24 protein-coding genes are annotated in these 25,585 nt (G+C 65.3%); 8 read left to right on the top strand and 16 right to left on the bottom strand.

Annotated elements, in window-relative coordinates; genetic code table 11:
- Window positions 1–67 precede the first annotated feature (67 nt).
- Window positions 68–1,060, bottom strand: a complete 993-nt coding sequence (locus tag Q8O96_RS17490; RefSeq protein WP_305949153.1) for an AraC family transcriptional regulator — start codon at window positions 1,058–1,060, stop codon at window positions 68–70.
- 198 nt (window positions 1,061–1,258) lie between these two features.
- On the opposite strand from Q8O96_RS17490, the gene Q8O96_RS17485 reads away from it, so the two are divergent.
- Window positions 1,259–1,804: a hypothetical protein gene (locus Q8O96_RS17485; protein WP_041120452.1), complete on the top strand. Its 546-nt coding sequence runs from the start codon at window positions 1,259–1,261 to the stop codon at window positions 1,802–1,804.
- 72 nt (window positions 1,805–1,876) lie between these two features.
- Here the strand turns inward: Q8O96_RS17485 and Q8O96_RS17480 are convergent, their stop codons facing one another.
- The 13 genes from Q8O96_RS17480 to aspA form a co-directional block, all read right to left on the bottom strand.
- Complete coding sequence (locus Q8O96_RS17480; RefSeq protein WP_305949152.1) at window positions 1,877–2,878, bottom strand: asparaginase; 1,002 nt, start codon at window positions 2,876–2,878, stop codon at window positions 1,877–1,879.
- Between the two features lie 104 nt (window positions 2,879–2,982).
- Entirely contained in the window at window positions 2,983–4,422 is a 1,440-nt protein-coding gene (locus Q8O96_RS17475; protein ID WP_102862350.1) for a sodium:alanine symporter family protein, read from the bottom strand.
- 441 nt (window positions 4,423–4,863) lie between these two features.
- A complete protein-coding gene (locus Q8O96_RS17470) occupies window positions 4,864–5,880 on the bottom strand; it encodes an aromatic ring-hydroxylating dioxygenase subunit alpha (RefSeq protein ID WP_305949151.1) in 1,017 nt (338 codons plus the stop codon).
- Window positions 5,877–7,049, bottom strand: coding sequence for a hypothetical protein (locus Q8O96_RS17465; protein WP_305949150.1), 1,173 nt, complete (start codon window positions 7,047–7,049; stop codon window positions 5,877–5,879). The genes Q8O96_RS17470 and Q8O96_RS17465 overlap by 4 nt, the downstream gene beginning before the upstream one ends.
- Window positions 7,013–8,167 carry an ATP-grasp domain-containing protein gene (locus Q8O96_RS17460; protein WP_305949149.1) on the bottom strand — a complete coding sequence of 385 codons (1,155 nt, stop codon included), beginning with the start codon at window positions 8,165–8,167 and terminating at the stop codon, window positions 7,013–7,015. Before Q8O96_RS17460 ends, Q8O96_RS17465 begins: the two co-directional genes overlap by 37 nt.
- Entirely contained in the window at window positions 8,155–9,513 is a 1,359-nt protein-coding gene (locus Q8O96_RS17455; RefSeq protein ID WP_305949148.1) for a F390 synthetase-related protein, read from the bottom strand. The genes Q8O96_RS17460 and Q8O96_RS17455 overlap by 13 nt, the downstream gene beginning before the upstream one ends.
- Window positions 9,503–10,357 carry an MBL fold metallo-hydrolase gene (locus Q8O96_RS17450; RefSeq protein WP_305949147.1) on the bottom strand — a complete coding sequence of 285 codons (855 nt, stop codon included), beginning with the start codon at window positions 10,355–10,357 and terminating at the stop codon, window positions 9,503–9,505. The genes Q8O96_RS17455 and Q8O96_RS17450 overlap by 11 nt, the downstream gene beginning before the upstream one ends.
- Window positions 10,354–11,361, bottom strand: a complete 1,008-nt coding sequence (locus Q8O96_RS17445; protein ID WP_305949146.1) for an NAD(P)-dependent oxidoreductase — start codon at window positions 11,359–11,361, stop codon at window positions 10,354–10,356. Before Q8O96_RS17445 ends, Q8O96_RS17450 begins: the two co-directional genes overlap by 4 nt.
- The gene (locus tag Q8O96_RS17440; protein ID WP_305949145.1) at window positions 11,361–12,380 is read right to left on the bottom strand and encodes a beta-ketoacyl-ACP synthase 3; all 1,020 of its coding nucleotides are present in this window, start codon (window positions 12,378–12,380) and stop codon (window positions 11,361–11,363) included. Before Q8O96_RS17440 ends, Q8O96_RS17445 begins: the two co-directional genes overlap by 1 nt.
- 36 nt (window positions 12,381–12,416) lie before the next feature.
- A complete protein-coding gene (locus Q8O96_RS17435; protein WP_305949144.1) occupies window positions 12,417–13,076 on the bottom strand; it encodes a YcxB family protein in 660 nt (219 codons plus the stop codon).
- A 99-nt stretch (window positions 13,077–13,175) separates the two neighbouring features.
- Complete coding sequence (locus Q8O96_RS17430) at window positions 13,176–13,955, bottom strand: hypothetical protein (protein WP_305949143.1); 780 nt, start codon at window positions 13,953–13,955, stop codon at window positions 13,176–13,178.
- Window positions 13,956–14,508: 553 nt separating this feature from the next.
- A complete protein-coding gene (locus Q8O96_RS17425; RefSeq protein WP_305949142.1) occupies window positions 14,509–14,862 on the bottom strand; it encodes a DUF6124 family protein in 354 nt (117 codons plus the stop codon).
- A gap of 667 nt (window positions 14,863–15,529) precedes the next feature.
- Window positions 15,530–16,954: an aspartate ammonia-lyase gene (aspA, locus tag Q8O96_RS17420; protein ID WP_102862326.1), complete on the bottom strand. Its 1,425-nt coding sequence runs from the start codon at window positions 16,952–16,954 to the stop codon at window positions 15,530–15,532.
- Between the two features lie 181 nt (window positions 16,955–17,135).
- Here aspA and Q8O96_RS17415 point away from each other — a divergent pair, with 181 nt between their 5' ends.
- The 5 genes from Q8O96_RS17415 to Q8O96_RS17395 all read left to right on the top strand — a co-directional run bounded on the left by Q8O96_RS17415 (window position 17,136) and on the right by Q8O96_RS17395 (window position 21,125).
- Window positions 17,136–18,053, top strand: coding sequence for a LysR substrate-binding domain-containing protein (locus tag Q8O96_RS17415; protein WP_102862325.1), 918 nt, complete (start codon window positions 17,136–17,138; stop codon window positions 18,051–18,053).
- Between the two features lie 458 nt (window positions 18,054–18,511).
- A complete protein-coding gene (gene purE / locus Q8O96_RS17410; RefSeq protein WP_016967060.1) occupies window positions 18,512–19,003 on the top strand; it encodes a 5-(carboxyamino)imidazole ribonucleotide mutase in 492 nt (163 codons plus the stop codon).
- An 11-nt stretch (window positions 19,004–19,014) separates the two neighbouring features.
- Window positions 19,015–20,097, top strand: coding sequence for a 5-(carboxyamino)imidazole ribonucleotide synthase (locus tag Q8O96_RS17405; protein ID WP_102862324.1), 1,083 nt, complete (start codon window positions 19,015–19,017; stop codon window positions 20,095–20,097).
- Between the two features lie 107 nt (window positions 20,098–20,204).
- The gene (locus tag Q8O96_RS17400) at window positions 20,205–20,450 is read left to right on the top strand and encodes a GlsB/YeaQ/YmgE family stress response membrane protein (RefSeq protein WP_102862323.1); all 246 of its coding nucleotides are present in this window, start codon (window positions 20,205–20,207) and stop codon (window positions 20,448–20,450) included.
- A 138-nt stretch (window positions 20,451–20,588) separates the two neighbouring features.
- Window positions 20,589–21,125 (top strand): DUF3299 domain-containing protein, encoded by a 537-nt coding sequence (locus Q8O96_RS17395; protein ID WP_102862322.1) that lies wholly within the window; start codon window positions 20,589–20,591, stop codon window positions 21,123–21,125.
- Window positions 21,126–21,288: 163 nt separating this feature from the next.
- On the opposite strand, the gene Q8O96_RS17390 is transcribed toward Q8O96_RS17395, so the two are convergent.
- Window positions 21,289–22,188, bottom strand: a complete 900-nt coding sequence (locus Q8O96_RS17390; RefSeq protein WP_305949141.1) for a D-hexose-6-phosphate mutarotase — start codon at window positions 22,186–22,188, stop codon at window positions 21,289–21,291.
- A 40-nt stretch (window positions 22,189–22,228) separates the two neighbouring features.
- Window positions 22,229–22,633, bottom strand: a complete 405-nt coding sequence (locus tag Q8O96_RS17385; RefSeq protein ID WP_003229628.1) for an acyl-CoA thioesterase — start codon at window positions 22,631–22,633, stop codon at window positions 22,229–22,231.
- A gap of 394 nt (window positions 22,634–23,027) precedes the next feature.
- On the opposite strand from Q8O96_RS17385, the gene Q8O96_RS17380 reads away from it, so the two are divergent.
- Complete coding sequence (locus tag Q8O96_RS17380) at window positions 23,028–24,326, top strand: MFS transporter (RefSeq protein ID WP_102862320.1); 1,299 nt, start codon at window positions 23,028–23,030, stop codon at window positions 24,324–24,326.
- Window positions 24,327–24,588: 262 nt separating this feature from the next.
- Window positions 24,589–25,572: a phosphate ABC transporter substrate-binding protein PstS gene (locus Q8O96_RS17375; protein WP_102881328.1), complete on the top strand. Its 984-nt coding sequence runs from the start codon at window positions 24,589–24,591 to the stop codon at window positions 25,570–25,572.
- Window positions 25,573–25,585: the final 13 nt, after the last annotated feature.

Here is a 25,585-nt window from a genome sequence, read left to right as displayed (position 1 = left end):
GCAGTCCCTTGCCGGTTTCAAAGCTCGGCAATGTAATGCAAACGGCGTCTTTATGCCGGGGTTTGTCTCAGGGCCGGAACTGGCTCGGCGCCACACCGCTCCAGCGGATGAAGGCATGGCGAAAGCTCGCGGTCTCGCTGAAGCCCAGGGCTTCGGCAATCCGGTAGATGGGCATCTGGTCTTCGCAGAGCATTTGCTTGGCCCGCTCGAAGCGCAGCTCGTCCAGCAGCTCCTGATAGCTGCAGCCCAGGTCGCGCAGGTGGCGGCGCAGGGTCCGGGCCGAGCAGTTCATCTGTTCCGCCAGCCCTTCCAGCCCCGGCGCGGCGTCCAGTTGCGCTGCCAGCAGCTGGCGGATGCGCCCGAGCCAGGCCTGGCGCCCGGTGAACTCGGTGTTCTGTTTGCGGCAACGCTCGGCCATGGCCTGGTGGGTGATGGCATCCGCCAGGGGCAGGGGGTGTTCGAGCCATTGCTGGTCGAAGGCGAAGGCGTTGCTGCGGGCGTTGAACTGCAGCGGACAGTCGAAGGCTTCGCGGTAGCGCTGTTGATAGTCCGGTGCCGGGTAATCGAAGCGCGCCCCCAGCAGCGGCAGGGGGTGGCCCAGCAAGTCGTCGCAGATGACCTTCAGCGACACCAGGCAGAACTCGGTATTGAACGCCGCCAGGGCCGGGCTTTCGCGGTAGCCGGCGGCGGTGAACCAGATGCGCGGGCCGTCGGCTTCCAGGCTCAGTTCGAAAAGTGTTCCCAACAGCGCCGGATAGCGCATGGCCAGGCGCAAAGCGTCACCTAAGGTGGCACTGGTGAGCAGGGCATAGCCGAGCATGCCGTAGGAGGAAACGTGCATGCGCCGGCCCAGTTCCAGGCCGATATCCCGTTGCAGGGCCACGGCATTGGCGCACACCAGCATCTCTTGATTGGTGGTGATGCGGGTGTCGGCGCGGCTCAGGTCGGCGAGGTTTATCCCGCTGCCGGCCAGCAGGGCTTCACTGTCCTGGCCCTGTTCCTTGAAGGTGTTGAGCACCAGGGAAACGGCGTTGAGGGTGGTGAGGTGCGAGTGCAGCATGCGCAGATTCCAGCCAGGGGAAGACCCTTAATCGGAGCAAGTTGCATGCCGCCCGCGATCAGACCTGCGGTTTGCCGGCCCGCTGCATGGGGCATTCCGAGCGTTGTGTGGCTAGTGACTTGGCGCTTTGATTGGTGCAACCTGCCTGCCATTCATCGCCTGAAGTGGCGGTGCAGCAACCTCGATAAAGGACTATGTATGACCCTCATCCCTGCGCGTTCCCTGCTTCTGGTCTCCGGCTTGCTCCTGAGTTCGCTGTGCCTGGCCGAGGCTGAGCCAGGCAGCGAAAGCACCATCAAGGACTCTGCCAAGTCAGCCGTCTCATCAGCCATTTCGGCAGGCAAGAACCTCTTGGGCGGCGTCAGCGAAGGTGTGCTCGATGGTCGCCAATCGGCACAAGGCGTCGACGGTGCCTCGATCATTTCCTCCCGTGAGCAAATGAAAGGCCGCGTCGATGTCCAGGTATTGAAAACCGAAGCCGTCGGCGACAGCTTCAACGTCACCCTGGGTTTCAAGAACAGCAGCGACAGCCAGTTGCGACTGATCAACCTCAAGCAGACCGGCGCCCTGCTGGCGATCGACCAGGACGGTTACGCCAACAATCTGACTGTCAGCCTCGACAACCCGGACGAAGTCACCATCCCGGCCAAGGCGGCAGTGCGGCAGAAGTTCGTGTTTGAAGGGCCGATCGAGAGCTCGAGTTCGGTGCGGGTCTGGGGCCAGGATTACTCGGTCAAAAAGTAACCTGACAGCCACCCTCTGCTCGTCGTCGAGCCGGCAGCTACCGCAGTAGCCACCGGCTCCCGAGCGCGAGCTTCAGCTCAACTCGCCACACAGATCGAGTTCGACCAGGCGCCGCACTTCGGCGTTTTCCAGCCCGGCACCGAGCAGCGCATTGAGCTTGCCGAACGCCGCTTCGCGAGTCATGCCGCCACCGGACAGCACGCCCACGCCGCGCAGGCGGCTGCCGGCTTCGTAGATGTCCAGCTCCACACCGCCTTCATGGCACTGGGTCACCGCCACCACGACGATGCCTTGCTCCTGTGCGCGCTTGAGGCTGGCCAGGAACGCCGGGTTGTCGCTGGGCCCGGTGCCGCTGCCGAAACATTCCAGGACCAGGGCCTGGATGCCGCTGTCGAGCACGCCGTCCAGCAGCTCGGCGCCGATGCCGGGGAACAGCGGCAGCACGCCGACCTTGGCCAGTTGCTTGGCCTGGCGGTAGTCCAGCGCCGACGGAATCGCTTCGGCCTTTGCGCCGCCGCCATTGCGTTGCAGGGCGGCGAACGGGTGACGGCCGAAACTGCGGATTTTCGCGCAGCGGGTCGGGGCCAGCAGTTCGCCGTGGAAGTACAGGTGCACCCCCGGTGCCAGGCCCTGGCCCAGGGCCAACAGGGCGCCACTGAGGTTTTCCCAGGCGTCGCTGTCAGGCACACCGGCCGGCAGCATCGAGCCGGTGAACAGCACCCGCGCCGGCAGCCCCAGCAACTGGAAGCTCATGGCGGCGGCGCTGTAGGCCAGGGTGTCGGTGCCGTGGAGGATCAGCACGCTGTCGCAACCCTGATCCACGGCTTCGACCACCGCTGCACGCAGGCGCTGCCAGTAGTCGGGGGTCATGTTGGCGCTGTCGATCAGCGGCGCCATCTCGCGAAAGCGCCAGGCCGGCACCACCAGTTCGGGCTGGCTGTCGAGGTAGGCGCGCATGCGCGCGTCGAAACCGGACGCCGGGGCCAGGCCGTCGGCGCTGGCCTGCATGCCGATGGTGCCACCGGTGTAGAGCACCATGACGTGCTGGGCGGCAGGGTAGGTCGAAGGGTTCATGGGATTCTCCGAAACGGTGAGTTCCTGTGGGAGCGGGCAAGCCCGCTCGCACATTTATCGCACTGTAACCGACGGGTGCAGAGGATGCGCCCGTCGTTCACCCGTCAGCGTTGCGCTGCGGGCACGCCTTGCGGCTCGGCCTGGGTGACGGCCGAAGATTCGGCAGGCCAGGCCTTCAGGTCCAGGTCCAGATCGGCGAACTTGCGCGAGTCGAACACCGGCTGGTCGACACCGGCGCGGCGCTGCTCGTCGTAGTCGCGCATCACCCGCAGGCCGACCTTGAACAGCATGGCCAGGGCCACCAGGTTGACGAAGGCCAGGCAGGTCATGGTGATGTCGGCGAAAGCGAACACGGTTGTAAGGTCCTGCATCGAACCCCAGACCACCAGCGCCAGCACCAGGCCGCGGAACAGCATCAACACAGTGCGGTTGCGGGTGAGGAACTGCAGGCTGTTCTCGCCCAGGTAGTAGTTGTAGAGGATGCAGGTGAAGACGAACAACGACAGCGCGACACTGACGAACAGGCGGCCCCAGTCACCGACCACGGCGGCCAGCGAGTTCTGGGTCAGGACGATGCCGTCGCCTTCGAAGCCCGGGGTGTAGAAGCCCGACAGCAGGATCAGCAGCGCGGTGCAGGTGCAGATCACGAAGGTGTCGAGGAACACGCTGAAGGCCTGGACCACGCCCTGGGCGCCCGGGTGCTTCACGGCGGCCACGGCGGCCACGTTCGGCGCGCTGCCCAGGCCCGCTTCGTTGGCGAACACGCCACGTTTCACGCCCATGACGATGGCGCTGCCCAGCAGGCCAGCGAAGGCCGGGTCGAGGCCGAAGGCGCTCTTGATGATGGTTTCCAGCATGGCCGGCACGTGTTCGATCTGGGTGCCGATCACGTACAGGGTCACGGCGATGTAGGCCAGGGTCTTGATCGGGACCAGCAGGTCGGACACCGCGGCGATGCGCTTGATGCCGCCGATGAAGGTGATGGCCAGCAGCACCGCCAGGACGATGCCGGTGTGGCGTGGGTCAAAGGCAAAGGCGTCCTGCAGCGAGTGCGTCACGGTGTAGGACTGCAGGCCGATGAAGGCGAAGCCGTAGGTGACCAGCAGCAGGATCGAGAACACCACCGCCATGCCCTTGAGCTTCAGGCCGTGCTGGATGTAGTAGGCCGGGCCGCCGCGGTACAAGCCGTCGCCGTCGGCGCGCTTGTAGACCTGGGCCAGGGTGCACTCGAAGAAGCTGCTGGACATGCCGACCAGCGCGGTCACCCACATCCAGAACACCGCGCCAGGGCCGCCCAGGGTCACGGCGATGCCGACACCGGCGATGTTGCCCGCGCCGACCCGGCCAGCGAGGCTGAGCATCAGCGCCTGGAACGAGCTGAGCTGGCCGCCGCTGCTTTTCAGGCTGTCGCGGAACACCGCGAACATATGGAGGAAGTGGCGCAATTGAACGAAACGCGAGCGGATCGTGAAGTAGCTGCCGAGCCCGACAATGAGCACGATCAGCACTTTCCCTGAGAGGAAGTCGTTGATGACTTCGAGCATGGATTATTCCTCGCTGTTTTTTGTGTAGGCAAAAGCAGAACGGACGGAAACATTCAGTTACACCGCTGATTGCACGCACGGCAAGGCGGTGGGGCGAGCGTTCGTCCCGGTTCTATATTTCGCGGGTTGTTATTAGTTCGGGTTTCCCGTGGGGTTGAGCCTCGTTACCGACGGCTGTCCACGTGAAGAGGGGGCGCACTATACCGGTGCGCGGGCTCGCCGTCTGCATGTTGCGTGTCGAGCCGAGGAACGGCAGTGCCGGCGGTGGGCTGAAACGGTTCTTGTCCTGCCCGGAAAATCCCGCGAACAGAGGCTCCAAGGGGGCCGCATCATCCCCCCGATACCGTTGCCAACCCTAGGAGCTGGCTGGCCAGCGAAGGGGCCCGTTTGAGCGGTGCCTGTCTTGAGGGCTTGTTCGCCGGCAAGCCGGCGCCTACGGGATTACAGCCAGAATTCCTCTCTGCGTTCGTGGAAGTCCTTCAGTTCACCCTGCTCCAGCAACTGGCGAATCCACGGCCCCAGCAGATCCAGCGAGCTGTCCAGAGGCGTGGGCCGCTGCCAGCGCAGCGGCACCCGGGCAAAGCGTTGCTGGTTGGCGCTGACGTTCTCCAGGATCTGCCGGTCCTGCTTGAGGATCACCTTGAACAGCGGCTGCAGCACGCCGCGTTTGAGCCAGCCCGGCAGGCGGCCCTGGGCTGTAGCGATGCGGGCGAACAGCCGCAACTGGCCCTCGGCGGCCGGGCTCAGCCAGGCGCTGACCAGCAGGTTGAGCCGGCCCTGGCGGTCGCGGTATTCGATTTCCGCCAGCCCCGGCAGACGAAAGCGCCCCATGCTCAGGCCGCGTTCGCCTTCGAACAGCCGGGAAATCAGCCCGGATTGGGTGCCTTCTTCGCTGTACTGCGCTTCAACCCCGTCTTCGAGCCGATGCACCCAGGCGCGAATGCGCTGGCGCTGGCGATCGTGGCGAATCCAGCCGGCGTGCACGAAGTGGGTGTGGAAGCCGTCGAGGAAGTTCTCCGCGGCGTCCTGCAAGCTGCACTGCACCCGGTCGCTGATCCAGAACACATCCAGGGCCTGGGCCTGTTCGGCGGCGACCACTGGTGGCGCATTCGGCCGCTCGCTGGCAAGGCTGGCCCACACCAGCCCCTGGGCTTCGCAGCTGTGCAGCGGCTGCAGCAAGGGCTGGCTGCAACGCTGCTGCTCCAGCCCGGGCAGTTGAGTACAACGGCCCTGGGGATCGAAGCGCCAGCCGTGGTAGGGGCACTGGATCTGCCCGTCGCGCACCCGGCCGGCGCTCAGCGGCGCAAAGCGATGGGGGCAGCGGTCCGGTAATACGGCAGGGGCGCCCTCGGCGTCGCGAAACAGCACCAGCGGCACGCCGTGCAGGGTGCAGGCCAGGGGCTGCTTGTGCAGTTGCCGGCTGAGGGCGACGGGCCACCAGCCCGAGTGACTGTTCACAGTTTGAGCTTCCTCATCAGCGGTACACCGATCCGTTGCAGCAGCATCCCCATCAGTTGCCACACCAGCCTGCGCGGCCAGGGCAGGTGGGCGACGTGGATCAGGCTGTATTCGATTTCGGGCTGGCCACCGCGCAGGCGCTTGAAGGCGGCGGCGCCGGAGCTGAAGTTGAGCACCTGACGGCGGTTCACCGCTTCTTGCAGGCACAGCCTGGTCAGTTGCCGGTACAGCCCGGCGCGCTGGGGCAGGGCGGTGTCGTAGCCAACAATGGGGGTGCTGATCAGCGCGCTGTTGGCGAACCAGCCCAGGGCGCCGTCGATGCGTCCCTCGGCGTTGCGCAGGGCGCGCACGTCCAACCAGCCTTCGGCCTGCCCGCGTTGCAGCCATTGGGCGCTGTAGTGGGGGTTGAGGCGGCTGTATTTATCCAGGTACAGCAGGTTGTACAGCTGCTCGATGCGCTGGAAGTCGGCTTCGTTCAGCTGGCTGCCGGGCACCACTGTATACGGGCTGCGACGCAGCAAGGTGGCGTCCAGGCGGGTGTTGTGGTGGCGCAGGAAGGCTGAATTCTCTCCCTGGCGGCCGTCGAACAGGTACACCTGGCGGCTGGGAATCGCCAGGTAGCCCAGGGCTTGCAGGCGCTTGCGCAGGGCGCGGTTGCTGAAGTCGTTGAGCGAGCGAAAGCCAAAGCCGTGGTCGGGAAACGCCCGGCGCAGCAGCTCGGTGATTGCCGGCAAGTCTGCGCCGTCCCAGTCGGCCGGGTACAGGTTGGTGGACAGCAGCCAGTTGTTGACCTGCACCAGCCGGTCGACCTTGGCCGCGCTCAGCAGCCGGTCCACGCCCTGGGTCAGCAGCTTCAAGGGCGCGGCCAGCCAGGGCCGTTTCAGGCGCTGCAGTTCTTCCCGGGCATAGCCGCTGTAGGCGGTTTGCGGCGACACCACGTAGCAGTTATCCACAGGGTCGTGGCCATGGTTGATGCTCACCGGGAACTGATGATGGCCGGTGTCCAGCAGGGCCAGGGCGGTGCTGACGTTGCCGATCAGCGCGCCGCCGACGCAGGTGCGCACGTACTGCCGGGCGTGGCTGTCGCCGGCGCTCGGGGGCTCAAGGGCCAGTTGCTCGGGCATCCACAGCTTCATCGGCGCGTTGCCCCCAGGGGTTGGCCGTTCCATTCGATATCGGCGGTGGAGGCGGCCAGCAGCCCGCAGCGGCGGGTCAGGGCGCGGCCGATGATCTCGCTCAGGCTCAGCAGTTGGGCGGTCAGCGGGCCACGGTCGCCGTCCTGGACGATCACGTCTCGGGCTTGCCGGTAGTCGTGCCAGAACGCCCGGCTCAAGGCCCGTTGCGGCGCGGCCAGAAGCAGCATGGCCAGAGCGATCATCCTGGGTTCCAGGGTCGCCTCCAGCGCAGCGCCGGCTTCGCTGCCCAGCGCCGCTACCAACGGCACGCGCTGGTCGTCGAACAGGTGCACGCCGCTGGTGGCCCTGGGGTTGCACTCCAGCACGTGGAAGCGGCCGTGCGGGTCCTCGATGAAGTCAAAACCCACCTGCCCGGTGTAGCCGGTGGCCCGGCCGAACTGCTCCAGAAAGCCGCGGATCGGCGCCGGGGCGCAGCTGTGGAAGTAGATTCCCGAGCCACGCCCGACCCGGTAGCGCGGCTGGTAGCTGCTGTGGGCGCGCAATTGGCCGTCCACCAGCACGCTGAAGCTGCAGTATTCCTGGCCGGGGACAAACTGCTGGGCCACCCAGGGCGCCTCGCTGCTGGGCCGGACTTTCGCCAGATGCGCCGGGCTCGGGCGGATCAGGGTCTGGGAGGCGAAGCGCGAATAGGCCGGCTTGAACACCAGGGCGTCGTGCTCGGCGGCCAGGGCCTGCAACGCGGCCGGGTCATGCAGCACTCGGGTCGGCGGCGCGGCCACGTCCCAGCCCTGGGTCATGGCGGCGAAATCGCCCTTGTGGTGCAGGCGGTGCAGCAGCTCGAAATCGCTGGTGAACACCCGACACAGCGGGCGCAGGCGCTCCAGGCCGTGGGCCAGGTAGAACACCTCTTCGCAGGTGGGCAGCAGCAGGTCGATGGCCTGTTGCCGGATTACCCCGGCCAGGGCTTCGATCCAGGCATCCGGGTCGTGGCGCGGCTCCGGCAGGCGCACGAAGTGTTCGGCGGCGCGGCTGAAGCGGCTCAGGGGCTGGGCCAGGGAATCGGCCACGGTCACCGTCCAGCCGGCTTGGCTGAAGGCCCGGGCCCACTCCAGGCAGGCCGGGGCCCGGGCGCCGAGAATCAATACACGCATGGCAGTCCCTCGGGTAGTTGCAGCATCAGCAGGCGGCGTCTTTTCGTCTGTGGCGGCGGCGCCTGCCAGTGGCCGAAGCTCAGCTGCGGCGCCTGCAGCCCCTGTTGCGCGCAGAGCTCGGCGAGGGCCTCGCTCAAGCGTTGGCACAGCCCGTGGTAGTCGCCCGAGGTGCGCAGGTTGACCTGCCAGAGCAGTCCGCGCTGGTGGATCTGGTATTCCTCAAGCGCCGCCCCGAGCATCAGCAGGGCCCGGCGCAACAGGTCGGGGTAGAGCGGTGCCAGCTGCTGGCCGTCGAGCCGCGGCAGCCAGAGGATCTCGTCGGCGCGGCCTTCCACGGCGGCGATGGCCCGTTCCGCGCGGCCACAGGGGCAGGGCGCGTCGGCCACTCGTAGGATGTCGTTGAGGCGATAACGCACGATCAACTGCGTACGCCGGGAAAAGTCGGTGATGATCGGCTGAAAGCGCGTGCGCTCAGGGTCCAGCCACTGCGGCTCGATGTGCAGGTGGCTTTCATTCAGGTGCAGGGTGCCGGCCTCGCAGGTGTAGCCGAGGAAGCCTTCGCTGGCCTGATAGATCTGCCGGGGCTTGAGCCCGAAGGCCTGCTGTACCACCTCGGCGTCGGTAGTTTCCAGCACTTCGGCCACCGACAGAATGTGCCGGGGGCGGATCGTCAACTGCCCGGCCAGGGCCGCCTGGGCCAACCCGCGCAGCACTGTGGCCGGGGCCACCAGCACGTCCGGGTTCTGTTGGTTCAGGCGCTCCAGGGAGGCGCTCAGGCCCAGGGTCAGGTCATGAAAGGCGAAGTCGATGCGGCGGCTGGCCAGGGTGGTGTACAGGCGGCTGTTGGCTCGCAGGAAGAAGGCGATGCGCAGCGGCGCCAGCCAGGGGCACAGCAGCCGGGGCAGCAGGGCCCGGGGCAGAGTGCGGGCCAGCAGGATGCCGGCCCAGCGCTGGCGCTCCGCGCTGCTGACCAGGAACACCCCCTGGGCCCCCGAGGTGCCGCTGGACAGGCCCACGGTGATGTCCCCCAGGGTCGGGCTGAAGTCCCGGGAACGCTCGGCCTGCAGGGCCACCGGCAACACTTGTTCCAGGCTCAGGGCGCGGGTGTTGTAGCCGGCGAAATCGCTCATCAGGCTGGCCTTGTCCATGATCGGCAAGCTGTGCAGGCCATCGTGGGTCAGCCCGTTGAAGCGCTGGCCACGGGGCATGACCCGCGCCATGAAGTGCTTGAGGCGTCGGGCCTGCCAGGCTTCCAGGCGCTCGCGGCGACGAAAGCGCAGGGCATAGCGGCTGAACACGAAGGCGCCGATGCTGCGCAGGGTGCCCAGCAGGCGTTCACTGTTCATGGACGAACGCCTCCCAGGCCTGGGTGCAATGGGACGGCAGCACCGCCACCGCCGGTTCGCGGCGGATCAGCTGGCCCAGGCCGCTGTAGGTGCGCACATATTGCTGACGGTCGGCGCTGGCAAACCACAGTGCCGGTGCGGCGGGCAGGCGTTCGGCGCGGCAGGCCGGCACCGACCAGCAGGCGTCGGCCACCAGGAACACCGGTCGGCCCTGGGCATCGGGGATGAACAGGCCCAGCTGGCCTTCGCTGTGCCCGGGCAACGGCACGCCGATCAGGCTGCCATCGCCGAACAGGTCCAGGCCCTGCTCGAAGGGCGCCATCCAGCTTGGCAGCGCACAGCTGGGGCTGGCTTCGGCCAGGCGCAGGCGGGCGCTGAAGTCGTCCGGCAGCAAGCCCGGCAGATGGCCGCCGAGGGTGGCGCGCCAACGCTGACCGCGCAGGCTGTCGATATGCCGGTAATCGGCTTCCAGGGCGATGAAGCGCGCGTTGGCAAAGTCCCGCAGCCCGGCGATATGGTCGGCGTGGAAGTGGGAAATGATCACGTGGCGGATATCCCCCGGGCCGATGCCCAGCTCATGCAACTGCGCGCCTAATTGTTCGACCACCGGCAACTGCACCGGCACCGCGCTGCGGTACAGGCGCTCGGGCAGGGTGCGGGTGGCCTGGAAGAAGTGCTCGGCGTAGCCGGTGTCGTACAAAATCCAGCCGTGCTCCGGGTGCTGGATCAGCCCGCACAGGGCCGGAAACTGCACCGGCGCCAGGCGCCCGCCACGGTCGGCCATGCATTCCAGATGCTGGCACCAGCCGGCCCGGAGGATCTTCAAACTCACGCTGCGGCTCATGCTCGTTGCCTCTGTTGGGCCAGCCACCATTGGGCGTGCTGGGCGATGCCCTGGTCCTGGCTGATCACCGGGCGGTAGCCCAGCTCGCGCTGGATGGCGCTGATGTCCAGGGTCTGACTGAAGGCCAGGACGCCGGCGCCGTAGCGGGTGATCAAGGGTTCGGCGCCGTTGCCCAGGCGCGCCTTGAGCTCCAGCAGGCGCGCCACGCCGTGCACCAGGGGCCAGGGCAGGCGGCGGGTGCGCAGCGGCAGCTGGAAGTGCTCGGCCATCTGTTGCAGCAGGTCCTTGAAGGCCAGCGGCGTGCCGTTGCTCAGGTTGTACACGCACAGCGGGCGCGGCAGGGGCTGGGTCAGGGCCAGCCACACCGCGTGCACCAGATTGTCGACGCAGGTCAGGTCCAGCTGGGCCCGACCGCCGCGCATCAGCGGAATCGCCCCGCGCTGCATCACCCGCAGCAGGCGCGGCATCAGGGTTGCGTCCCAGGGGCCGAACACCGCCCGGGGGCGCAGGATCACGCACTCGGGCAGCTTGGCGTCTGCCAGCAGGGTTTCGGCCTGGGCCTTGCTGCGGGCGTAGTCGTTCACCGGGTTTGGCAGCGGCTGGTCTTCGCGGATACCCAAGCGGTCGCTGAAGTCGAAGTACAGGCTCGGGGTGGAGATGTGCACCAGCCGCGGGATGCGGTTCTTGCCGCAGGCGTGGATCACCTCGGCGGTGGAGTCGAGGTTGGCCCGGGCAAACGCCTGGGGCGAACCCCAGGGTGACGACAGGGCGGCGCAATGCACGATGGCGTCATGCTCGCGGCTGGCGTCGGCCAGCAGGCGCTTGGCCAACGGGCTGCCGTGCTCCAGGGGCAGCCAGCGCACCGGCGCCGGGCTGTGGGCAATCACCTCGGCCGCCGCCTCGGGGTTGCGCCCGCTGAACTGTACCTCACAGCCTTCGGCGGCCAGCTTCCAGACCAGATGCCGACCGATAAAACCGGTACCGCCGGTGACCAGGATCTTCATCAAAACTCCAGGATCATGCCGCCGAGGGACAGGCCCGCGCCGGTGCCGATCAGCAGCAAGGTGTGTCCACGTTGAATGCGCCCGTCGCGCACCGCGATGTCCAGGGCGGTGGGCAGCGAGGCCGCCACCTGATTGCCGTGCTGGGCAAAGATATCGATGACCTTGTCCGGCCCCAGGCTCAGGCGCTTGGCCGCATGCTGCATGGCCTGCTGGCTGGCTTGATGAGGGATCACCCAGTCGATTTGCCCAAGGGAGAGCCCGGCTTGCAGCAACAGATCGTCCATCAGGTCCGGCAGGTGTTTGGCCGCGAGACGGAACACGCCCTTGCCCTGCATGGCGAAGCTGGTCAGGGGCTCGAACGGCACGTCGATGCGCCGCGGATGAAAGCGCGAACCGCCGGCGGGGATCTGGCACAGCGCCGCGCCTTCGGCGTAGGTCTTCAGGCGCGAGGCGAGGAGCTTCTGCCCGCCATGGCCCGGGCCCAGCACCACCGCCGCCGCGCCGTCGCCGAAGATGCCGCAGACTTCCACCTGCTGCCAGTCCAGGCCGCAGGAAGCGATATCGGCGCACACCAGCAGCACGCGCCGGTAATGCCCGGCCTGGATCGGCCAGGACAAGGTATCCAGGGCGGCGATAAAGCCCAGGCAACTGGCGTTGATGTCCATGGCCGGAATGCCCGACTGCCCCAGGCCCAGCTCCCGTTGCAGCAGCGCGGCGTTGCAGGGCATGCCCTGGTCCTGGGTGCCGCTGGCGCAGACGATCAGGTCCAGCTGATCAAGCGTCAGGCCGGCCGCCTGCAGGGCCTGGCGCGCGGCACGGGCGCCGAGGCTGGCGGCGGTGTCCGCAGGATCGGCGACGTGGCGCTGCTGCACCCCGCTGATGCGCGCCACGCTACCGGCTTCCAGGCCGAGCTGGCGGTCCAGCTCGGCACTGCTGACCACCCGCTGCGGCAGGGCGTGGCCGGTGCCGAGGATGGCCAGGGCGCGGGCCGGGCGGGGGGAGGACGCTGATGTGTGCATGCAAATTCCGTGTGTGGGGCGTCGGGGGAGGCTTGGTCAGGTGGCGGACGGCGCGACCGGGCATTGGCTCAGAAAGGCTTGCAGCCCTTGCTGATACTCCTCGGCGTCCATCAGTTCGCTGTGTTTGGCGATGCAGTAGCCCATGTTCTTGCGTTGCAGCTCGGCACAGGCCACGACGTAGAAATCGGGGGTTTCCCGCAAGTGAACAACCTGTTCCCAGGCCAGGCCGCTCTGCTTGCCCCGGGCCTTGCCCAGGCTGAAACCCTGGTCGTCGAAGCTCAGGTGGTAAGTGCCCTCGGCCGCCTTCAGCGGCGCGCGCAGGCGGGCTTCGATCAGGCGCTGGTTCACACCCTGCAAAGGCTTGCGGGGCTTGGCGTGATGGGCGGCGATACGGGCGTGCAGGTGGGTGAGCCAGCGCTTGGAAAAGCGCCACCAGAGCATGCTGAAAATCAGCACGAACACCAGCATGGCAATGACTTTTTCCGGGGTGAAACGCTGTTCGGGGAAATAGATCGCCAGGCCGCCGCCGATCAGGCAGAGGGTGAACATCAAGGGGCCGATCAGTCGGGTCTGCCAACGGGCGACGCTGGCCATGATCCGCGCCTGCTGCTGGTCCTGCCTGAGCATTTCCTGGGGCAGTTGTTCGGCGAGCCGGGCTTGGGTGTTGGCAGAGGTGATGCTGTAGTGCAATTCCATGGAGGAGCGAGTCCGAGGTCCGTGTTCGGTGAGGGCGGCAGTCTACCGACTTCTGAGCTGTGGGTAGCAGCGGCGTATGCACCCAGGTCGCCCCTCTGCTCAGGCGGGGAACTGCTCTGTATGCCGCTCTACCCACTGATACAGGCGTTCGTCCAATAGCGGCCGCTGTTGCTGGAAGTGATCCTGGCAGCGGTTGAAGAGCGGGTCCTGGTTGATGCGCATGGCCAGCTCGACGGGGCCTTCGCTTCCGCCATGGGCGGCTCGTAGCTGCTGCTGGCGCTGATCGGCCTGCTCCAGGGTGTCCGCCAGGTCGTCCAGTTGCAGGAGCCTGAACTGAGCGATGGCCTGGGGCAGATGAAAGTGCAGGGCGCTGTCGAAACCTTCCCAGCCCTCGAAGGCCAGCCACTCGTGCAGGATCATGAAGCAGCGCGGTGCTGGGGGCAGTTGCTCCAGCGCTGCGAAATCCAGCCAGTACTGACGCGGCAATTGCTCGGCGGTTTCGATGGCCTGGGCGATCAGGTCCAGGGCCTGGCCCGGGTCCCGGTGATGTTTGCGCAGAATGCGCTGGGTCAGGGTGAAGCGCGCTTCTTCTATAGCGTGCAGGGCGCGGTTCAGGTCGTAACCGGCGTTGAGCAAGTGTTCCCGGGCTTGCTCTTGGGGCAAGCCGGACTTTTCTACCAGCACTTGCAGCAGCTCGGATCTGTAGAGCTCGGCGGCCAGTTGCGGATTGCCGGCGCAACGTTCGAGCAGGGTCTGGGCGTGGCGCAGGCCGATGGGGATCAGGTGGCGTAGCTGTTGCAGAGCTTGGGTGTGCGTCGGGTCCATCGACAGGGTGCCTTGGTCGTCATTGCCGGTGGCGGCGGGAGGCTGATTATCCACCGTGCCGAGCAAAACCTGTAGCCGCTGCCGCAGGCTGCGAACGGCCCGAAGGGACGCAGGGTTCTCAAGATCGCTGAAGGTCCTGCGGACCTTGTCGCAGCCTCGCGAGCTCGGCAGCGGCTACAAAGAGGTGGCGGTCGCAGTTCAGGTTGGGGGTGTAGCCGCTGCCGCAGGCTGCGAACGGCCCGAAGGGGCGCGGGGTTCTCAAGATCGCTGAAGGTCCTGCGGACCTTGTCGCAGCCTCGCGGGCTCGGCAGCGGCTACAAAGAGGTGGCGGCCGCAGTTCAGGTTGGGGGTGTAGCCGCTGCCGCAGGCTGCGAACGGCCCGAAGGGACGCGGGGTTCTCAAGGCCGCTGAAGGTCCTGCGGACCTTGTCGCAGCCTCGCGAGCTCGGCAGCGGCTACAAAGAGGTGGCGGTCGCAGTTCAGGTTGGGGGGGGTAGCCGCTGCCGCAGGCTGCGAACGGCCCGAAGGGACGCGGGGTTCTCAAGATCGCTGAAGGTCCTGCGGACCTTGTCGCAGCCTCGCGGGCTCGGCAGCGGCTACAGGTTGCGTCAGGGAGTGGGGCGGGCGCCGTCGAGCAGGGCGTCCACCACGGCGCGGGCCATTTCCACGGAATGCACCATGGACCAGATCAGCCCGCGCTCGATGCCGCTGGCCCGTTCGGTGATTTCATCGGACACCTCTTCGGCGCATTTGAGCAGCAAGGAAACGTGCATCAGCGCGTCTTCGGCATTCACCTCGGGCTGTACGGCGAACAGCGGGTGGCCCTGGGCGTCGCGCAGGCCGAAGGGGCGATGGCGGGTGCCATTCAAGGCGGCCAGCAGGTTGGCGTTGGCGCGGTCCAGCTCCGGGTCGCGGCGTGGATGATCGGTTTGAAGAGGTGGGTCGGGGACGAGCTTTTTCATGACGGTCACTCACTCAGTAGTTAACGGACTGCCGAGCTCACTTCCACATGAGGGGTGGCAGTTGTGCGAGGGTGTGGAAGACCGGGACTGAGTAACCCAGCACACCCGAAGGTGTCCCGCGCACAACCGCCATAAAGCGATGCCAACGAAAATACGTCGAGCCATGCTCATGAGCGCTCATGCTTACTCAGGTCCGAACTTCCACATCCGGGCCGCTGATTTGGCAGCGGCATCGGGAGACTGCCTGATCGTTCGAAGGGGTACAAGGCGCTCAAAGGCGTGGTGGATTCTCTCGGATTTGCCCTACAAAACAAAGCGAAACGGCTCCGGCACTGGGCGGTATTCCCTGACAAATCGGGTGCTGGGCAGGGGGATAGGGGCTTTGTTGAATGTGCGGGTGGGGTCGGGCAGGCAGAGTGTGCTGGCAGGTTTTGCGGCCCCTGCGGTGCCATTCGCAGAAAGAGGTGGCGGTCGCAGTTTAGGTTGGGGGTGTAGCCGCTGCCGCAGGCTGCGATCGGCCGCGCAGCGGGCGCGGCGATTTCAACGGCAGGCAAAAACAGCAGGCAAAAAAAAGGGCCTGGAGACGTATCTCCAAGCCCTCAAAAGGTGAGAGGTGTCTAGTCCCTCAACCTGGTGAGCGGTGTTGCATGTTTCGGGGGCGCGGCGGTTACGCTTTCAGCGGAACCAGGCGCGGGGCAATCATGTTTTCCGGACGCAGGATGTCGTCGAGCATGGCGTCGTCCAGCAGGCCTTCTTCGCGCACCAGTTCCAGTACGCCACGGCCACTTTCCAGGGCGATGCGGGCGATACGGGTGGCGTTTTCATAGCCGATGTACGGGTTCAGCGCGGTGACCAGGCCGATGGAGTGCTCCACCAGTTCGCGGCAACGGGTTTCGTTGGCGGTGATGCCGGTGATGCAGTGCTCGCGCAGCATGTCCATGGCGCGTTGCAGCAGGCGGATCGAGTCGAAGATCTTGAAGGCGATCAGCGGCTCCATCACGTTCAGTTGCAGCTGGCCGCCTTCGGCCGCGATGGTCAGGGCCAGGTCGTTGCCGATGATCTGGAACGCCACTTGGTTGACCGCTTCCGGGATCACCGGGTTGACCTTGCCAGGCATGATCGAGCTGCCGGGCTGACGCGCTGGCAGGTTGATTTCGTTGATGCCGGTGCGTGGGCCGCTGGACAGCAGGCGCAGGTCGTTGCAGATCTTCGACAGCTTGACCGCGGTGCGCTTGAGCATGCCGGAGAACAGCACGAAGGCGCCCATGTCGGAGGTGGCTTCGATCAGGTCGGCCGCCGGTACCAGCGGCTGGCCGCTGATGGTGGCCAGGCGTTGTACGGCCAGGGCCTGGTAGCGCGGGTCGGCGTTGATGCCGGTGCCGATGGCGGTGCCGCCCAGGTTGACTTCGGTCAGCACTTCCGGCGCCAGGGTCTTCAGGCGAGCCAGGTCTTCACCCAGGGTGGTGGCGAAGGCCTTGAATTCCTGGCCGAGGGTCATCGGCACGGCGTCTTGCAGCTGGGTACGGCCCATTTTCAGGACGTGGCTGAATTCTTCACCCTTGGCGGCGAACGACTGGATCAGGCTGTCGAGGCTGGCCAGCAGGGCGTCGTGACCCAGCAGCAGACCCAGGCGGATCGCGGTCGGGTAGGCGTCGTTGGTGGACTGCGCCATGTTCACGTCGTTGTTCGGGTGCAGGTACTGGTATTCGCCCTTGCTGTGGCCCATGGCCTCCAGCGCGATGTTGGCGATGACTTCGTTGGCATTCATGTTGGTGGAAGTGCCAGCGCCGCCTTGAATCATGTCCACCACGAACTCTTCGTGGAAGTCGCCGCGGATCAGGCGGGCACAGGCCTCGCTGATGGCCGCATGCTTGGCTTCGCTCAGATGACCCAGTTCGCGGTTGGCGTCAGCAGCTGCCTGCTTGACCATTGCCAGGGCCACGACCAGTTTTGGGTAGTGCGAAATCGGAACGCCGGAGAGGCGGAAGTTGTTCACCGCTCGCAGGGTCTGGATGCCGTAATACGCTTGAGCCGGTACTTCGAGTACGCCAAGCAGGTCTTTTTCTGTGCGGAAAGATGCAGCGGAGGACATGACGGAGATCATCTCGGTAGGGACCCGGTCTGTGCCGGGAACGCTGCGAATCCTAGGCCGAAGGGAATTTTTGGGCCAATGCTGTTAAACACTGGGCTATGCATATTCGGCATAATGCCGGTGTGACGCCGCTTTGCCGGCGAGCGTGTGACCTAAAATGGTGCGTGTCCGGGAGGACGTGATGAATCTGGAAAGCAAATGGCTCGAGGACTTCAGTGCCTTGGCCGCCACCCGCAGCTTTTCCCAGGCTGCCGAGCGACGTTTCGTGACCCAGCCGGCCTTCAGTCGGCGCATCCGCAGCCTGGAAGCGGCCCTGGGCCTGACCCTGGTCAACCGCTCGCGCACGCCGGTGGAACTGACGGCGGCGGGGCAGCTGTTCCTGGTCACCGCGCGCACCGTGGTCGAACAGCTTGGCGAGGTGGTGCGTCACCTGCACCATCTGGAAGGCGGCCAGGGCGAAGTGATGCAGGTGGCGGCGGCCCACTCCCTGGCGCTGGGTTTCTTCCCACGCTGGATCGCGCAACTGCGCAATGAAGGGCTGAACATCGCCACGCGGCTGGTGGCCACCAACGTCGGCGATGCGGTGCACGCCCTGCGCGAAGGCGGCTGCGACCTGATGCTGGCCTTCTATGACCCGGACGCGGCCTTGCAGATGGACTCGGAAATCTTCCCCTCGCTGCACCTGGGGCACACCGAGATGCTCCCGGTGTGCGCTGCCGATGCCCAGGGCAAGCCGCTGTTCGATCTGGAAGGCGAGGCCAGTGTGCCGTTGCTGGCATACAGCGCCGGGGCCTTTCTCGGGCGTTCGGTGAACCTGCTGCTGCGCCAGCGCAACCTGCGTTTCACCACGGTTTATGAGACCGCCATGGCCGACAGCCTCAAGAGCATGGCGTTGGAAGGGCTGGGCATTGCCTGGGTGCCGCAGTTGAGCGTGCGCGCGGAACTGGCCCGGGGCGAGTTGGTGGTCTGTGGTGGTGCGCAATGGCATGTACCGCTGGAGATCCGCCTGTATCGCTGCGCCCTGGTGCGCAAGGCCAACGTGCGTTTGCTCTGGCGCAAGCTGGAAGGCGCCGCCGCACAAGCGACGGGCAACACATGAGCCTGTTGCCGGTGTTGCAGATCGCGAGGGATTTTCAGCGTCGGCAACGCCAGGCCCTGTAGCCGCTGCCGCAGGTTCGGGCCGCGTTCGGATGATCGGCACCGCAGGGGCCGCCACACCTGGCGCTGCGGAGTGTCTGAAGGATTGGGGATAGAGCTCTGGCGCCGGCTGCGCCGTCGTTCGCAGCCTGCGGCAGCGGCTACAGGGAACTGGTCAGGCTGCGAGGGGCTTTCAGTTCGGGGAGACTGACTTCAGAGTCAATAAAACCGGGGTTTTGCGCCGGAAATACTTTGTTCGACAGATGGTCGGCGAAAGTGCGTTTAGCGCGGCTTTTTCGGTATACTGCGCGGCCTTCGGCCGGTTCGTCCGGCCATAATTCGTACAGTCAAGCCACGCATTTTCGCGTGGCTTGTTGTTTTTGACGCGCCCGCGGGCGCCCAGAGAGAAGAGGCACGACGATGAGTGCACTGGTTGGCGTGATCATGGGCTCCAAGTCCGATTGGTCCACCCTTAGCCACACCGCCGATATGCTGGAAAAGCTCGGCATCCCTTACGAGGTGAAGGTGGTGTCCGCTCACCGCACCCCGGACCTGCTGTTCCAGTACGCCGAAGAGGCTGAGGCGCGTGGCATCGAGGTGATCATCGCCGGTGCCGGCGGCGCGGCGCACTTGCCGGGCATGTGCGCGGCCAAGACCCACCTGCCGGTGCTGGGCGTGCCGGTGCAGTCGTCGATGCTCTCGGGCGTGGATTCGCTGCTGTCCATCGTGCAGATGCCCGCCGGCATCCCCGTGGCCACCCTGGCCATCGGCAAGGCTGGCGCGATCAACGCGGCCCTGCTCTCGGCGAGCATCCTGGGCGCCAAGCACCCGCAGTTCCATGCGGTGCTGAAAAAATTCCGTGCTGAACAGACAGACAGCGTCCTGGACAATCCAGACCCGCGCGTCGCCTGAGGTTGTTGACGATGAAGATCGGTGTAATCGGTGGCGGCCAGTTGGGCCGCATGTTGGCCCTGGCGGGGACTCCGCTGGGAATGAACTTCGCTTTTCTCGACCCGGCGCCGGATGCGTGTGCCGCTGCCCTGGGCGAACACCTGCGGGCCGACTACGGCGACCAGGACCACCTGCGCCAGCTGGCCGATGAAGTGGACCTGGTGACCTTCGAATTCGAGAGCGTGCCGGCGGAAACCGTGGCCTTCCTCTCGCAGTTCGTGCCGGTCTACCCGAGCGCCGAAGCCCTGCGCATCGCCCGTGATCGCTGGTTCGAGAAGAGCATGTTCAAGGACCTGGGGATTCCTACCCCGGAGTTTGCCGACATCCAGTCCCAGGCGGATCTCGACGCCGCCGTGGCGCGCATCGGCCTGCCGGCCGTGCTCAAGACCCGCACCCTGGGTTACGACGGCAAGGGCCAGAAGGTCCTGCGCAGCGCCGCCGACGTCGCAGGCACTTTCGCCGAACTGGGCAGCGTGCCTTGCCTGCTGGAAGGCTTCGTGCCGTTCACCGGTGAAGTCTCGCTGATCGCCGTGCGTGCCCGTGACGGTGAAACCCGTTTCTACCCGCTGGTGCACAACACCCACGACAGCGGCATCCTGCGCCTGTCGGTGGCCAGCAGTGATCACCCGCTGCAGGCCCTGGCCGAGGACTACTCCAGCCGCGTGCTCAAGCAGCTGGATTACGTCGGCGTGATGGCGTTCGAGTTCTTCGAAGTCGACGGCGGCCTCAAGGCCAACGAGATTGCCCCGCGGGTGCACAACTCCGGGCACTGGACCACCGAAGGCACCGAGTGCAGCCAGTTCGAAAACCACCTGCGGGCGGTAGCCGGTCTCCCTCTGGGTTCCACAGCCAAAGTCGGTGAGAGCGCCATGATCAACTTCATCGGCCAGGTGCCGCCAGTGGACAAGGTCATCGCCATCGACGACTGCCACCTGCATCACTACGGCAAGGCCTTCAAGGCCGGACGCAAGGTCGGCCACGCCAACCTGCGTTGCGCCGATCAGGCGACCCTGCAAGCGCAGATCCTCAAGGTGCAAGCGCTGATCGCCGAGTAACAAATCCTCCGGCTGGCGGGAACCTTCGTTTCCCGCCGTTCTCTGATAGCAGGATGCCAAAGTGCTGGCTAGGCTTTGGCTTGATCCCCCCTTACAGAGGAACAGCCATGGGCATTATTGGAACCATTTTCATCGGCTTGATCGTTGGTCTGCTGGCGCGTTTCCTCAAGCCGGGAGACGACAGCATGGGCTGGATCATGACCATCCTGCTGGGTATCGGCGGCTCGCTGGCGGCCACTTATGGCGGTCAGGCGCTGGGTATTTATCAGGCTGGCCAGGGCGCCGGTTTCATCGGTGCACTGGTGGGCGCGGTCGTCCTGCTGGTGATCTACGGCTTCGTCAAGAAAAGCTGATTCCCCCCTGCAAGCCCCCTCTGCCGCTCGTGCCGAGGGGAGCCCTTTTCTTCATCTGAAACTTCAACGCAGCCGACGCTTTGGGCACTAGAATGCCCGGGTTTTTCCGTCCTTCCTTTTTGACCGAGCCACCCTCTCATGCGCCGTCTTCTATTGACCTTTGTTCTGCTGGGCTGCGGCCTGGCCCAGGCTGGCGAACTGCCGGAAACCGACTGGCTGGAGCTGATGCCCAAGTCGGACCAGAAAGCCCTGGAGCAGATGCCGGAAATCGACCACAACTCCCCCGAAGCCAATGGCACCTTCACCGAAAAGGGCGGCCTGAAGCAGAGCAAGGGCTTGCCGGCGGTGATGTATTCCACCAAGACAGTGCCGGCGATGAACGACAAGCAGATCCGCCTCGGCGGCTATCCGGTGCCGCTGGAGGCTGATGCCAAGGGGCGCAGCACGCTGTTCTTCCTGGTGCCGTACCCGGGCGCCTGCATCCACGTGCCGCCACCGCCGCCCAACCAGCTGGTGCTGGTGCGCTTTCCCAAGGGCGTGAAGCTGGAGGACATCTACACGCCGCTGTGGGTGACCGGCACCTTGAAGATCGAGTCGGTCAGCAATGACCTGGCCGACGCGGCCTACGCCCTGGATGCGGCGAAGGTGCGGGTGGTGCAGGAATCGGATCTCTGAAGCCGCAGCGCTGAATGTGCCTTCCAAACGGCTCTGTTGAACTGGACCGCTGAAGGCATTTGTGAACGGTAGAGCCGGCTTGCCGGCGCAAGCGGCCTCAAGAACGCTGACGGTCCTGAGGGCCTCTTCGCTGGCAAGCCAGCTCCTACGCAGCTAGGTGGGGTCAGAGCGGGGCGGCGCTGATGCTCACGCTCAGGGTGTGGCGGGCGCCAGGTGCCAGGGTGACGATGTCGTCCATCACGTTGGCGGTCTCGATGCACAGCATGCGCTGCCAGCCGTCGTTGGCCATGTCGCCAAATTGCGCGGCGCGGTCGATCCAGGGGTTCCAGATCACGGCGGTGCGCGAGCCTGCGCTGTTCAGGCGAATCCGTCGTTGCCAGTCCGGATCGACGATATCCAGCTGCGCCGGGACGTTCAGGTAGATGCGGTCGGTCTCGCCGCTAAAGTGCAAGGCGCCGCTCTGGACCTTGGTGGTCCAGTCTTCCAGGGTTTCGATGTAGTTCAGCCCGTCCAGGCCTTCGACCTGCACGTTGCGCACATCGCTGACCGCGAAATAGCTGTGCAGCGCCTGGCTGATGCTCACGCTTTCTGTGCCCAGGTTATGGCTGGTGAGGCTGATGTGCAGTTGCTCGTCGAGGCGGATGCTCAGGCTCGGTTCCACCTGATGGGGCCAGCCAGGAAAGCCGCCAGCGGGGCAGGGCAGGCGCAGCCGTACCAGCAAGCTGTCGCCGTCGCTTTCGATGCCTTGCAGTTCCCAGTCGCTGGCCCGCACCAGGCCGTGGGCCGGTGCCGGTTCAGCGCTTTGGCGCATGGCCTGCACGCTTTGCGGGTTGCGTGCAAAGTTGCCGAACCAGGGCCAGCACACCGGAACCCCGGCGCGGATGCTCTTGCCGGTCTTGAACTGCGCCTCGTCGTTGAGCCAGATCAGCGGCTGTTGCCCGGCTACTTGATAACTGAGGATGTGCGCGCCTTGCTGGGCCACCAGCAGTTCGGCATCACCGTGGCGGATGCGCCAGCAGTTCAGTTCATCCAGTTTCACCGTTTCAACGTGGGGCGTGGGCATGCTGCTGATCTCGTTAGAGTGGCTTGGGCGTTGTAGGAACCTAGCGCGCTCGGGGCGGAACCGAACGGGTGCGGCCGCTGCCGTCGATGGCGACGAACACGAACACCGCCTCGGTGACCTTGCGCCATTCGCTGGACAGCGGGTCGTCGCTCCATACTTCCACCATCATCTGGATCGAGCTGCGGCCGATCTCCAGGGTCTGGGTATAGAAGGACAGTTGCGCGCCCACCGCCACCGGCACCAGGAACGCCATGCGATCGATGGCCACGGTAGCGACTCGGCCACCGGCGACGCGGCTGGCCATGGCAGTGCCCGCCAGGTCCATCTGCGCCACCAGCCAGCCGCCGAAAATATCGCCAAAGCCGTTGGTTTCCCGGGGCAAAGCGGTGATTTGCAGGGCCAGGTCGCCTTGCGGGATTGGATCTTCTTGTTCGAGTTCTATCATGCCGAGGGGCCTCTGACCCGTGACGCTTCATGGTGACTTCAGGTGAATAGCCGTCTTCAGGAAAAACGATTCAGCCCGAACACACTGCGTTCGTCACGTTCTTTCTAAGGCGTGCTAAAGGGAAACTCTGCGAAATCGACTGGCACTGTCCAGGGACTGGGGCGCGCAGCAGCGTTTTCGCACAGCAACCCTTGCCAGAAGCGGCTTTGCGCTTCGAGGTTTGCGAGTATATCGGTCGATAGACTCCGCGACGACCCACTCAGTTCGCAAATTTGTGAGTCATTTGTGCGCTGCTGTGTACGCATTCGAACAATTTGCTATCGTGCCGAACCTGCCAGGCCCCAACCAGCGCTGTTGCGGTTGCCGGAACCGACTAATAAGAGAAGCCCTTGCCATGACCACTGTGCCCTCGAGCGCCGCGCAGCCAGCGCAGCCCGCCCGTCCCTTGACCCGTAGTGATTACAAGACCCTGTCGCTGTCTGCCTTGGGCGGCGCGCTGGAGTTCTACGACTTCATCATCTTCGTGTTCTTCGCCACCGTGGTCGGCAAGCTGTTCTTCCCGGCGGACATGCCCGAGTGGCTGCGCCTGATGCAGACCTTCGGCATCTTCGCCGCCGGCTACCTGGCCCGTCCTCTGGGCGGGATCGTCATGGCGCACTTCGGCGACCTGCTGGGGCGCAAGAAGATGTTCACCCTGAGCATCTTCATGATGGCGGTGCCGACCCTGATCATGGGCCTCTTGCCGACCTACGCGCAGATTGGCCTATGGGCGCCGATCCTGCTGTTGCTGATGCGGGTGATCCAGGGCGCGGCCATCGGTGGTGAAGTGCCCGGCGCCTGGGTCTTTGTTTCCGAACACGTGCCTCAGCGGCATATCGGCTACGCCTGCGGCACCCTGACGGCGGGCCTGACCGCCGGGATTCTCCTGGGCTCGCTGGTGGCCACCGCCATCAATAGCATCTACACCCCGGTGGAAGTGGCCGACTACGCCTGGCGGATTCCGTTCCTGCTGGGCGGGGTGTTCGGCCTGTTCTCGGTGTACCTGCGCCGCCTGCTGCACGAAACCCCGGTATTCGCCGAGCTGCAATTGCGCAAGGCCCTGGCCGAAGAGCTGCCCCTGCGCACCGTGCTGCGCGATCACCGTGGCGCCATTGTCATTTCCATGCTGCTGACCTGGCTGCTGTCCGCCGGGATCATCGTGGTGATCCTGATGACCCCGACGGTGCTGCAGACCGTCTATAAGTTCCCGGCCATCACCGCCCTGGAAGCCAACAGCCTGGCCATTGTGTTCCTGAGCCTGGGCTGCGTGATCTCCGGGGTTCTGGCGGATCGTTTCGGCGCTGGCAAGGTGTTCGTGTTCGGCAGCGCCTTGCTGCTGGCCACTTCCTGGACCTTCTATCACGGCTTGCTGGATAACCCGCAGTGGCTGTTCCCGATGTATGCCCTGACCGGTCTGTTTGTCGGCACCATCGGCGCGGTGCCTTATGTGATGGTCAAGGCGTTCCCGGCGGTGGTGCGTTTCAGTGGCCTGTCGTTTTCCTACAACCTGGCCTACGCGATCTTCGGTGGCCTGACGCCGATGGTGGTGACCTGGCTGCTCAAGGAAAGCCCGATGGGCCCGGCCTATTACGTTGCAATCATCTGCGGCATCGGCCTGCTGGTCGGCCTGTACCTGTGGGCCAAGGGCCGCTGATCGCCGCCAGCTTGTAGCCGCTGCCACAGGCTGCGACAGGGCCGCAGGCCCTCCTGGGCGCTGAAGAGTGTCGCGACCCTGCGGGTCGGTCGCAGCCTTCGGCGGCGGCTACAGAGGTTTTTATCGCCGTATAAAGAAAGGCCAGCTTCCGTTCAGGAGTGCTGGCCTTTCATCTAATTGTCATATTCCGGACATAGAGTGTTCACACGGCCTACAGATACTTGGCCCCGACTTAACACACCCTATCTGCTAGGAGTAAGGCATGAAACTGAAGCGTTTGATGGCGGCAATGACCTTTGTCGCCGCTGGCGTTGCGACTGCCCACGCGGTTGCCGCTGTTGACCCTGCTATCCCGAGCTACACCAAGACCACTGGTGTGTCGGGCAACCTGTCCAGCGTCGGTTCCGATACTTTGGCGAACCTGATGACCCTGTGGGCCGAGAACTACAAAAAGGAATACCCGAACGTCAACATTCAGATTCAGGCCGCCGGCTCCGCCACCGCGCCACCGGCGCTGACCGAAGGCACCTCCAACCTGGGCCCGATGAGCCGCAAGATGAAGGACACCGAGCTGGCGGCCTTCGAGCAGAAGTACGGCTACAAGCCAACCGCTATCCCGGTGGCCGTGGACGCCCTGGCGGTGTTCGTGCACAAGGACAACCCGATCCAGCACCTGACCATGGAACAGGTCGACGCGATTTTCTCGTCCACCCGTCTGTGCGGCGCCAAGGCTGACGTAAAAACCTGGGGCGACCTGGGTGTGAAGGGCGATCTGGCCAACAAGCCGGTGCAACTGTTCGGCCGTAACTCGGTATCCGGCACCTACGGCTACTTCAAGGAAGAAGCCCTGTGCAAAGGCGACTTCAAGCCTAACGTCAACGAGCAGCCAGGTTCGGCTTCGGTGGTGCAGTCCATCAGCTCCTCGCTGAACGGCATCGGCTACTCGGGCATCGGCTACAAGACCGCCAGCGTGAAGACCGTGGCCCTGGCCAAGAAAGGCAGCAGCGACTTCATCGAAGACACCGAAGAAAACGCCCTGAACGGCAAGTACCCGCTGTCGCGTTTCCTCTACGTCTACATCAACAAAGCCCCGAACAAGCCTCTGGCCCCGCTGGAAGCCGAGTTCGTGAAGCTGGTCCTGTCCAAGCAGGGTCAGGAAGTAGTGGTCAAGGACGGCTACATCCCGCTGCCAGCCAAGGTGGCCGCCAAGGCCCTGGCTGACCTGGGCCTGAAAGAAGGCGCATAAGCCGCCGCAGAAG

Source organism: Pseudomonas sp. LPH60 (assembly GCF_030718165.1).
GTDB lineage: Bacteria > Pseudomonadota > Gammaproteobacteria > Pseudomonadales > Pseudomonadaceae > Aquipseudomonas > Aquipseudomonas danubii.
The sequence above is the reverse complement of the archived record's forward strand: the minus strand, read 5'-3'. Positions and strand labels throughout refer to the sequence as shown.

What these genes read in the sequence shown, in the direction of transcription:
- Q8O96_RS17460 (WP_305949149.1), bottom strand. Translation starts at nt 8,167, where the DNA reads ATGCGTGTATTGATTCTCGGCGCCCGGGCCCCGGCCTGCCTGGAGTGG.
- Q8O96_RS17450 (WP_305949147.1), bottom strand. Translation starts at nt 10,357, where the DNA reads ATGAGCCGCAGCGTGAGTTTGAAGATCCTCCGGGCCGGCTGGTGCCAG.
- Q8O96_RS17400 (WP_102862323.1), top strand. Translation starts at nt 20,205, where the DNA reads ATGGGCATTATTGGAACCATTTTCATCGGCTTGATCGTTGGTCTGCTG.
- Q8O96_RS17485 (WP_041120452.1), top strand. Translation starts at nt 1,259, where the DNA reads ATGACCCTCATCCCTGCGCGTTCCCTGCTTCTGGTCTCCGGCTTGCTC.
- Q8O96_RS17480 (WP_305949152.1), bottom strand. Translation starts at nt 2,878, where the DNA reads ATGAACCCTTCGACCTACCCTGCCGCCCAGCACGTCATGGTGCTCTAC.
- Q8O96_RS17465 (WP_305949150.1), bottom strand. Translation starts at nt 7,049, where the DNA reads ATGGAACGGCCAACCCCTGGGGGCAACGCGCCGATGAAGCTGTGGATG.
- aspA (WP_102862326.1), bottom strand. Translation starts at nt 16,954, where the DNA reads ATGTCCTCCGCTGCATCTTTCCGCACAGAAAAAGACCTGCTTGGCGTA.
- Q8O96_RS17440 (WP_305949145.1), bottom strand. Translation starts at nt 12,380, where the DNA reads ATGCACACATCAGCGTCCTCCCCCCGCCCGGCCCGCGCCCTGGCCATC.
- Q8O96_RS17490 (WP_305949153.1), bottom strand. Translation starts at nt 1,060, where the DNA reads ATGCTGCACTCGCACCTCACCACCCTCAACGCCGTTTCCCTGGTGCTC.
- Q8O96_RS17455 (WP_305949148.1), bottom strand. Translation starts at nt 9,513, where the DNA reads ATGAACAGTGAACGCCTGCTGGGCACCCTGCGCAGCATCGGCGCCTTC.
- purE (WP_016967060.1), top strand. Translation starts at nt 18,512, where the DNA reads ATGAGTGCACTGGTTGGCGTGATCATGGGCTCCAAGTCCGATTGGTCC.
- Q8O96_RS17375 (WP_102881328.1), top strand. Translation starts at nt 24,589, where the DNA reads ATGAAACTGAAGCGTTTGATGGCGGCAATGACCTTTGTCGCCGCTGGC.
- Q8O96_RS17380 (WP_102862320.1), top strand. Translation starts at nt 23,028, where the DNA reads ATGACCACTGTGCCCTCGAGCGCCGCGCAGCCAGCGCAGCCCGCCCGT.
- Q8O96_RS17390 (WP_305949141.1), bottom strand. Translation starts at nt 22,188, where the DNA reads ATGCCCACGCCCCACGTTGAAACGGTGAAACTGGATGAACTGAACTGC.
- Q8O96_RS17415 (WP_102862325.1), top strand. Translation starts at nt 17,136, where the DNA reads ATGAATCTGGAAAGCAAATGGCTCGAGGACTTCAGTGCCTTGGCCGCC.
- Q8O96_RS17395 (WP_102862322.1), top strand. Translation starts at nt 20,589, where the DNA reads ATGCGCCGTCTTCTATTGACCTTTGTTCTGCTGGGCTGCGGCCTGGCC.
- Q8O96_RS17385 (WP_003229628.1), bottom strand. Translation starts at nt 22,633, where the DNA reads ATGATAGAACTCGAACAAGAAGATCCAATCCCGCAAGGCGACCTGGCC.
- Q8O96_RS17445 (WP_305949146.1), bottom strand. Translation starts at nt 11,361, where the DNA reads ATGAAGATCCTGGTCACCGGCGGTACCGGTTTTATCGGTCGGCATCTG.
- Q8O96_RS17405 (WP_102862324.1), top strand. Translation starts at nt 19,015, where the DNA reads ATGAAGATCGGTGTAATCGGTGGCGGCCAGTTGGGCCGCATGTTGGCC.
- Q8O96_RS17475 (WP_102862350.1), bottom strand. Translation starts at nt 4,422, where the DNA reads ATGCTCGAAGTCATCAACGACTTCCTCTCAGGGAAAGTGCTGATCGTG.
- Q8O96_RS17425 (WP_305949142.1), bottom strand. Translation starts at nt 14,862, where the DNA reads ATGAAAAAGCTCGTCCCCGACCCACCTCTTCAAACCGATCATCCACGC.
- Q8O96_RS17435 (WP_305949144.1), bottom strand. Translation starts at nt 13,076, where the DNA reads ATGGAATTGCACTACAGCATCACCTCTGCCAACACCCAAGCCCGGCTC.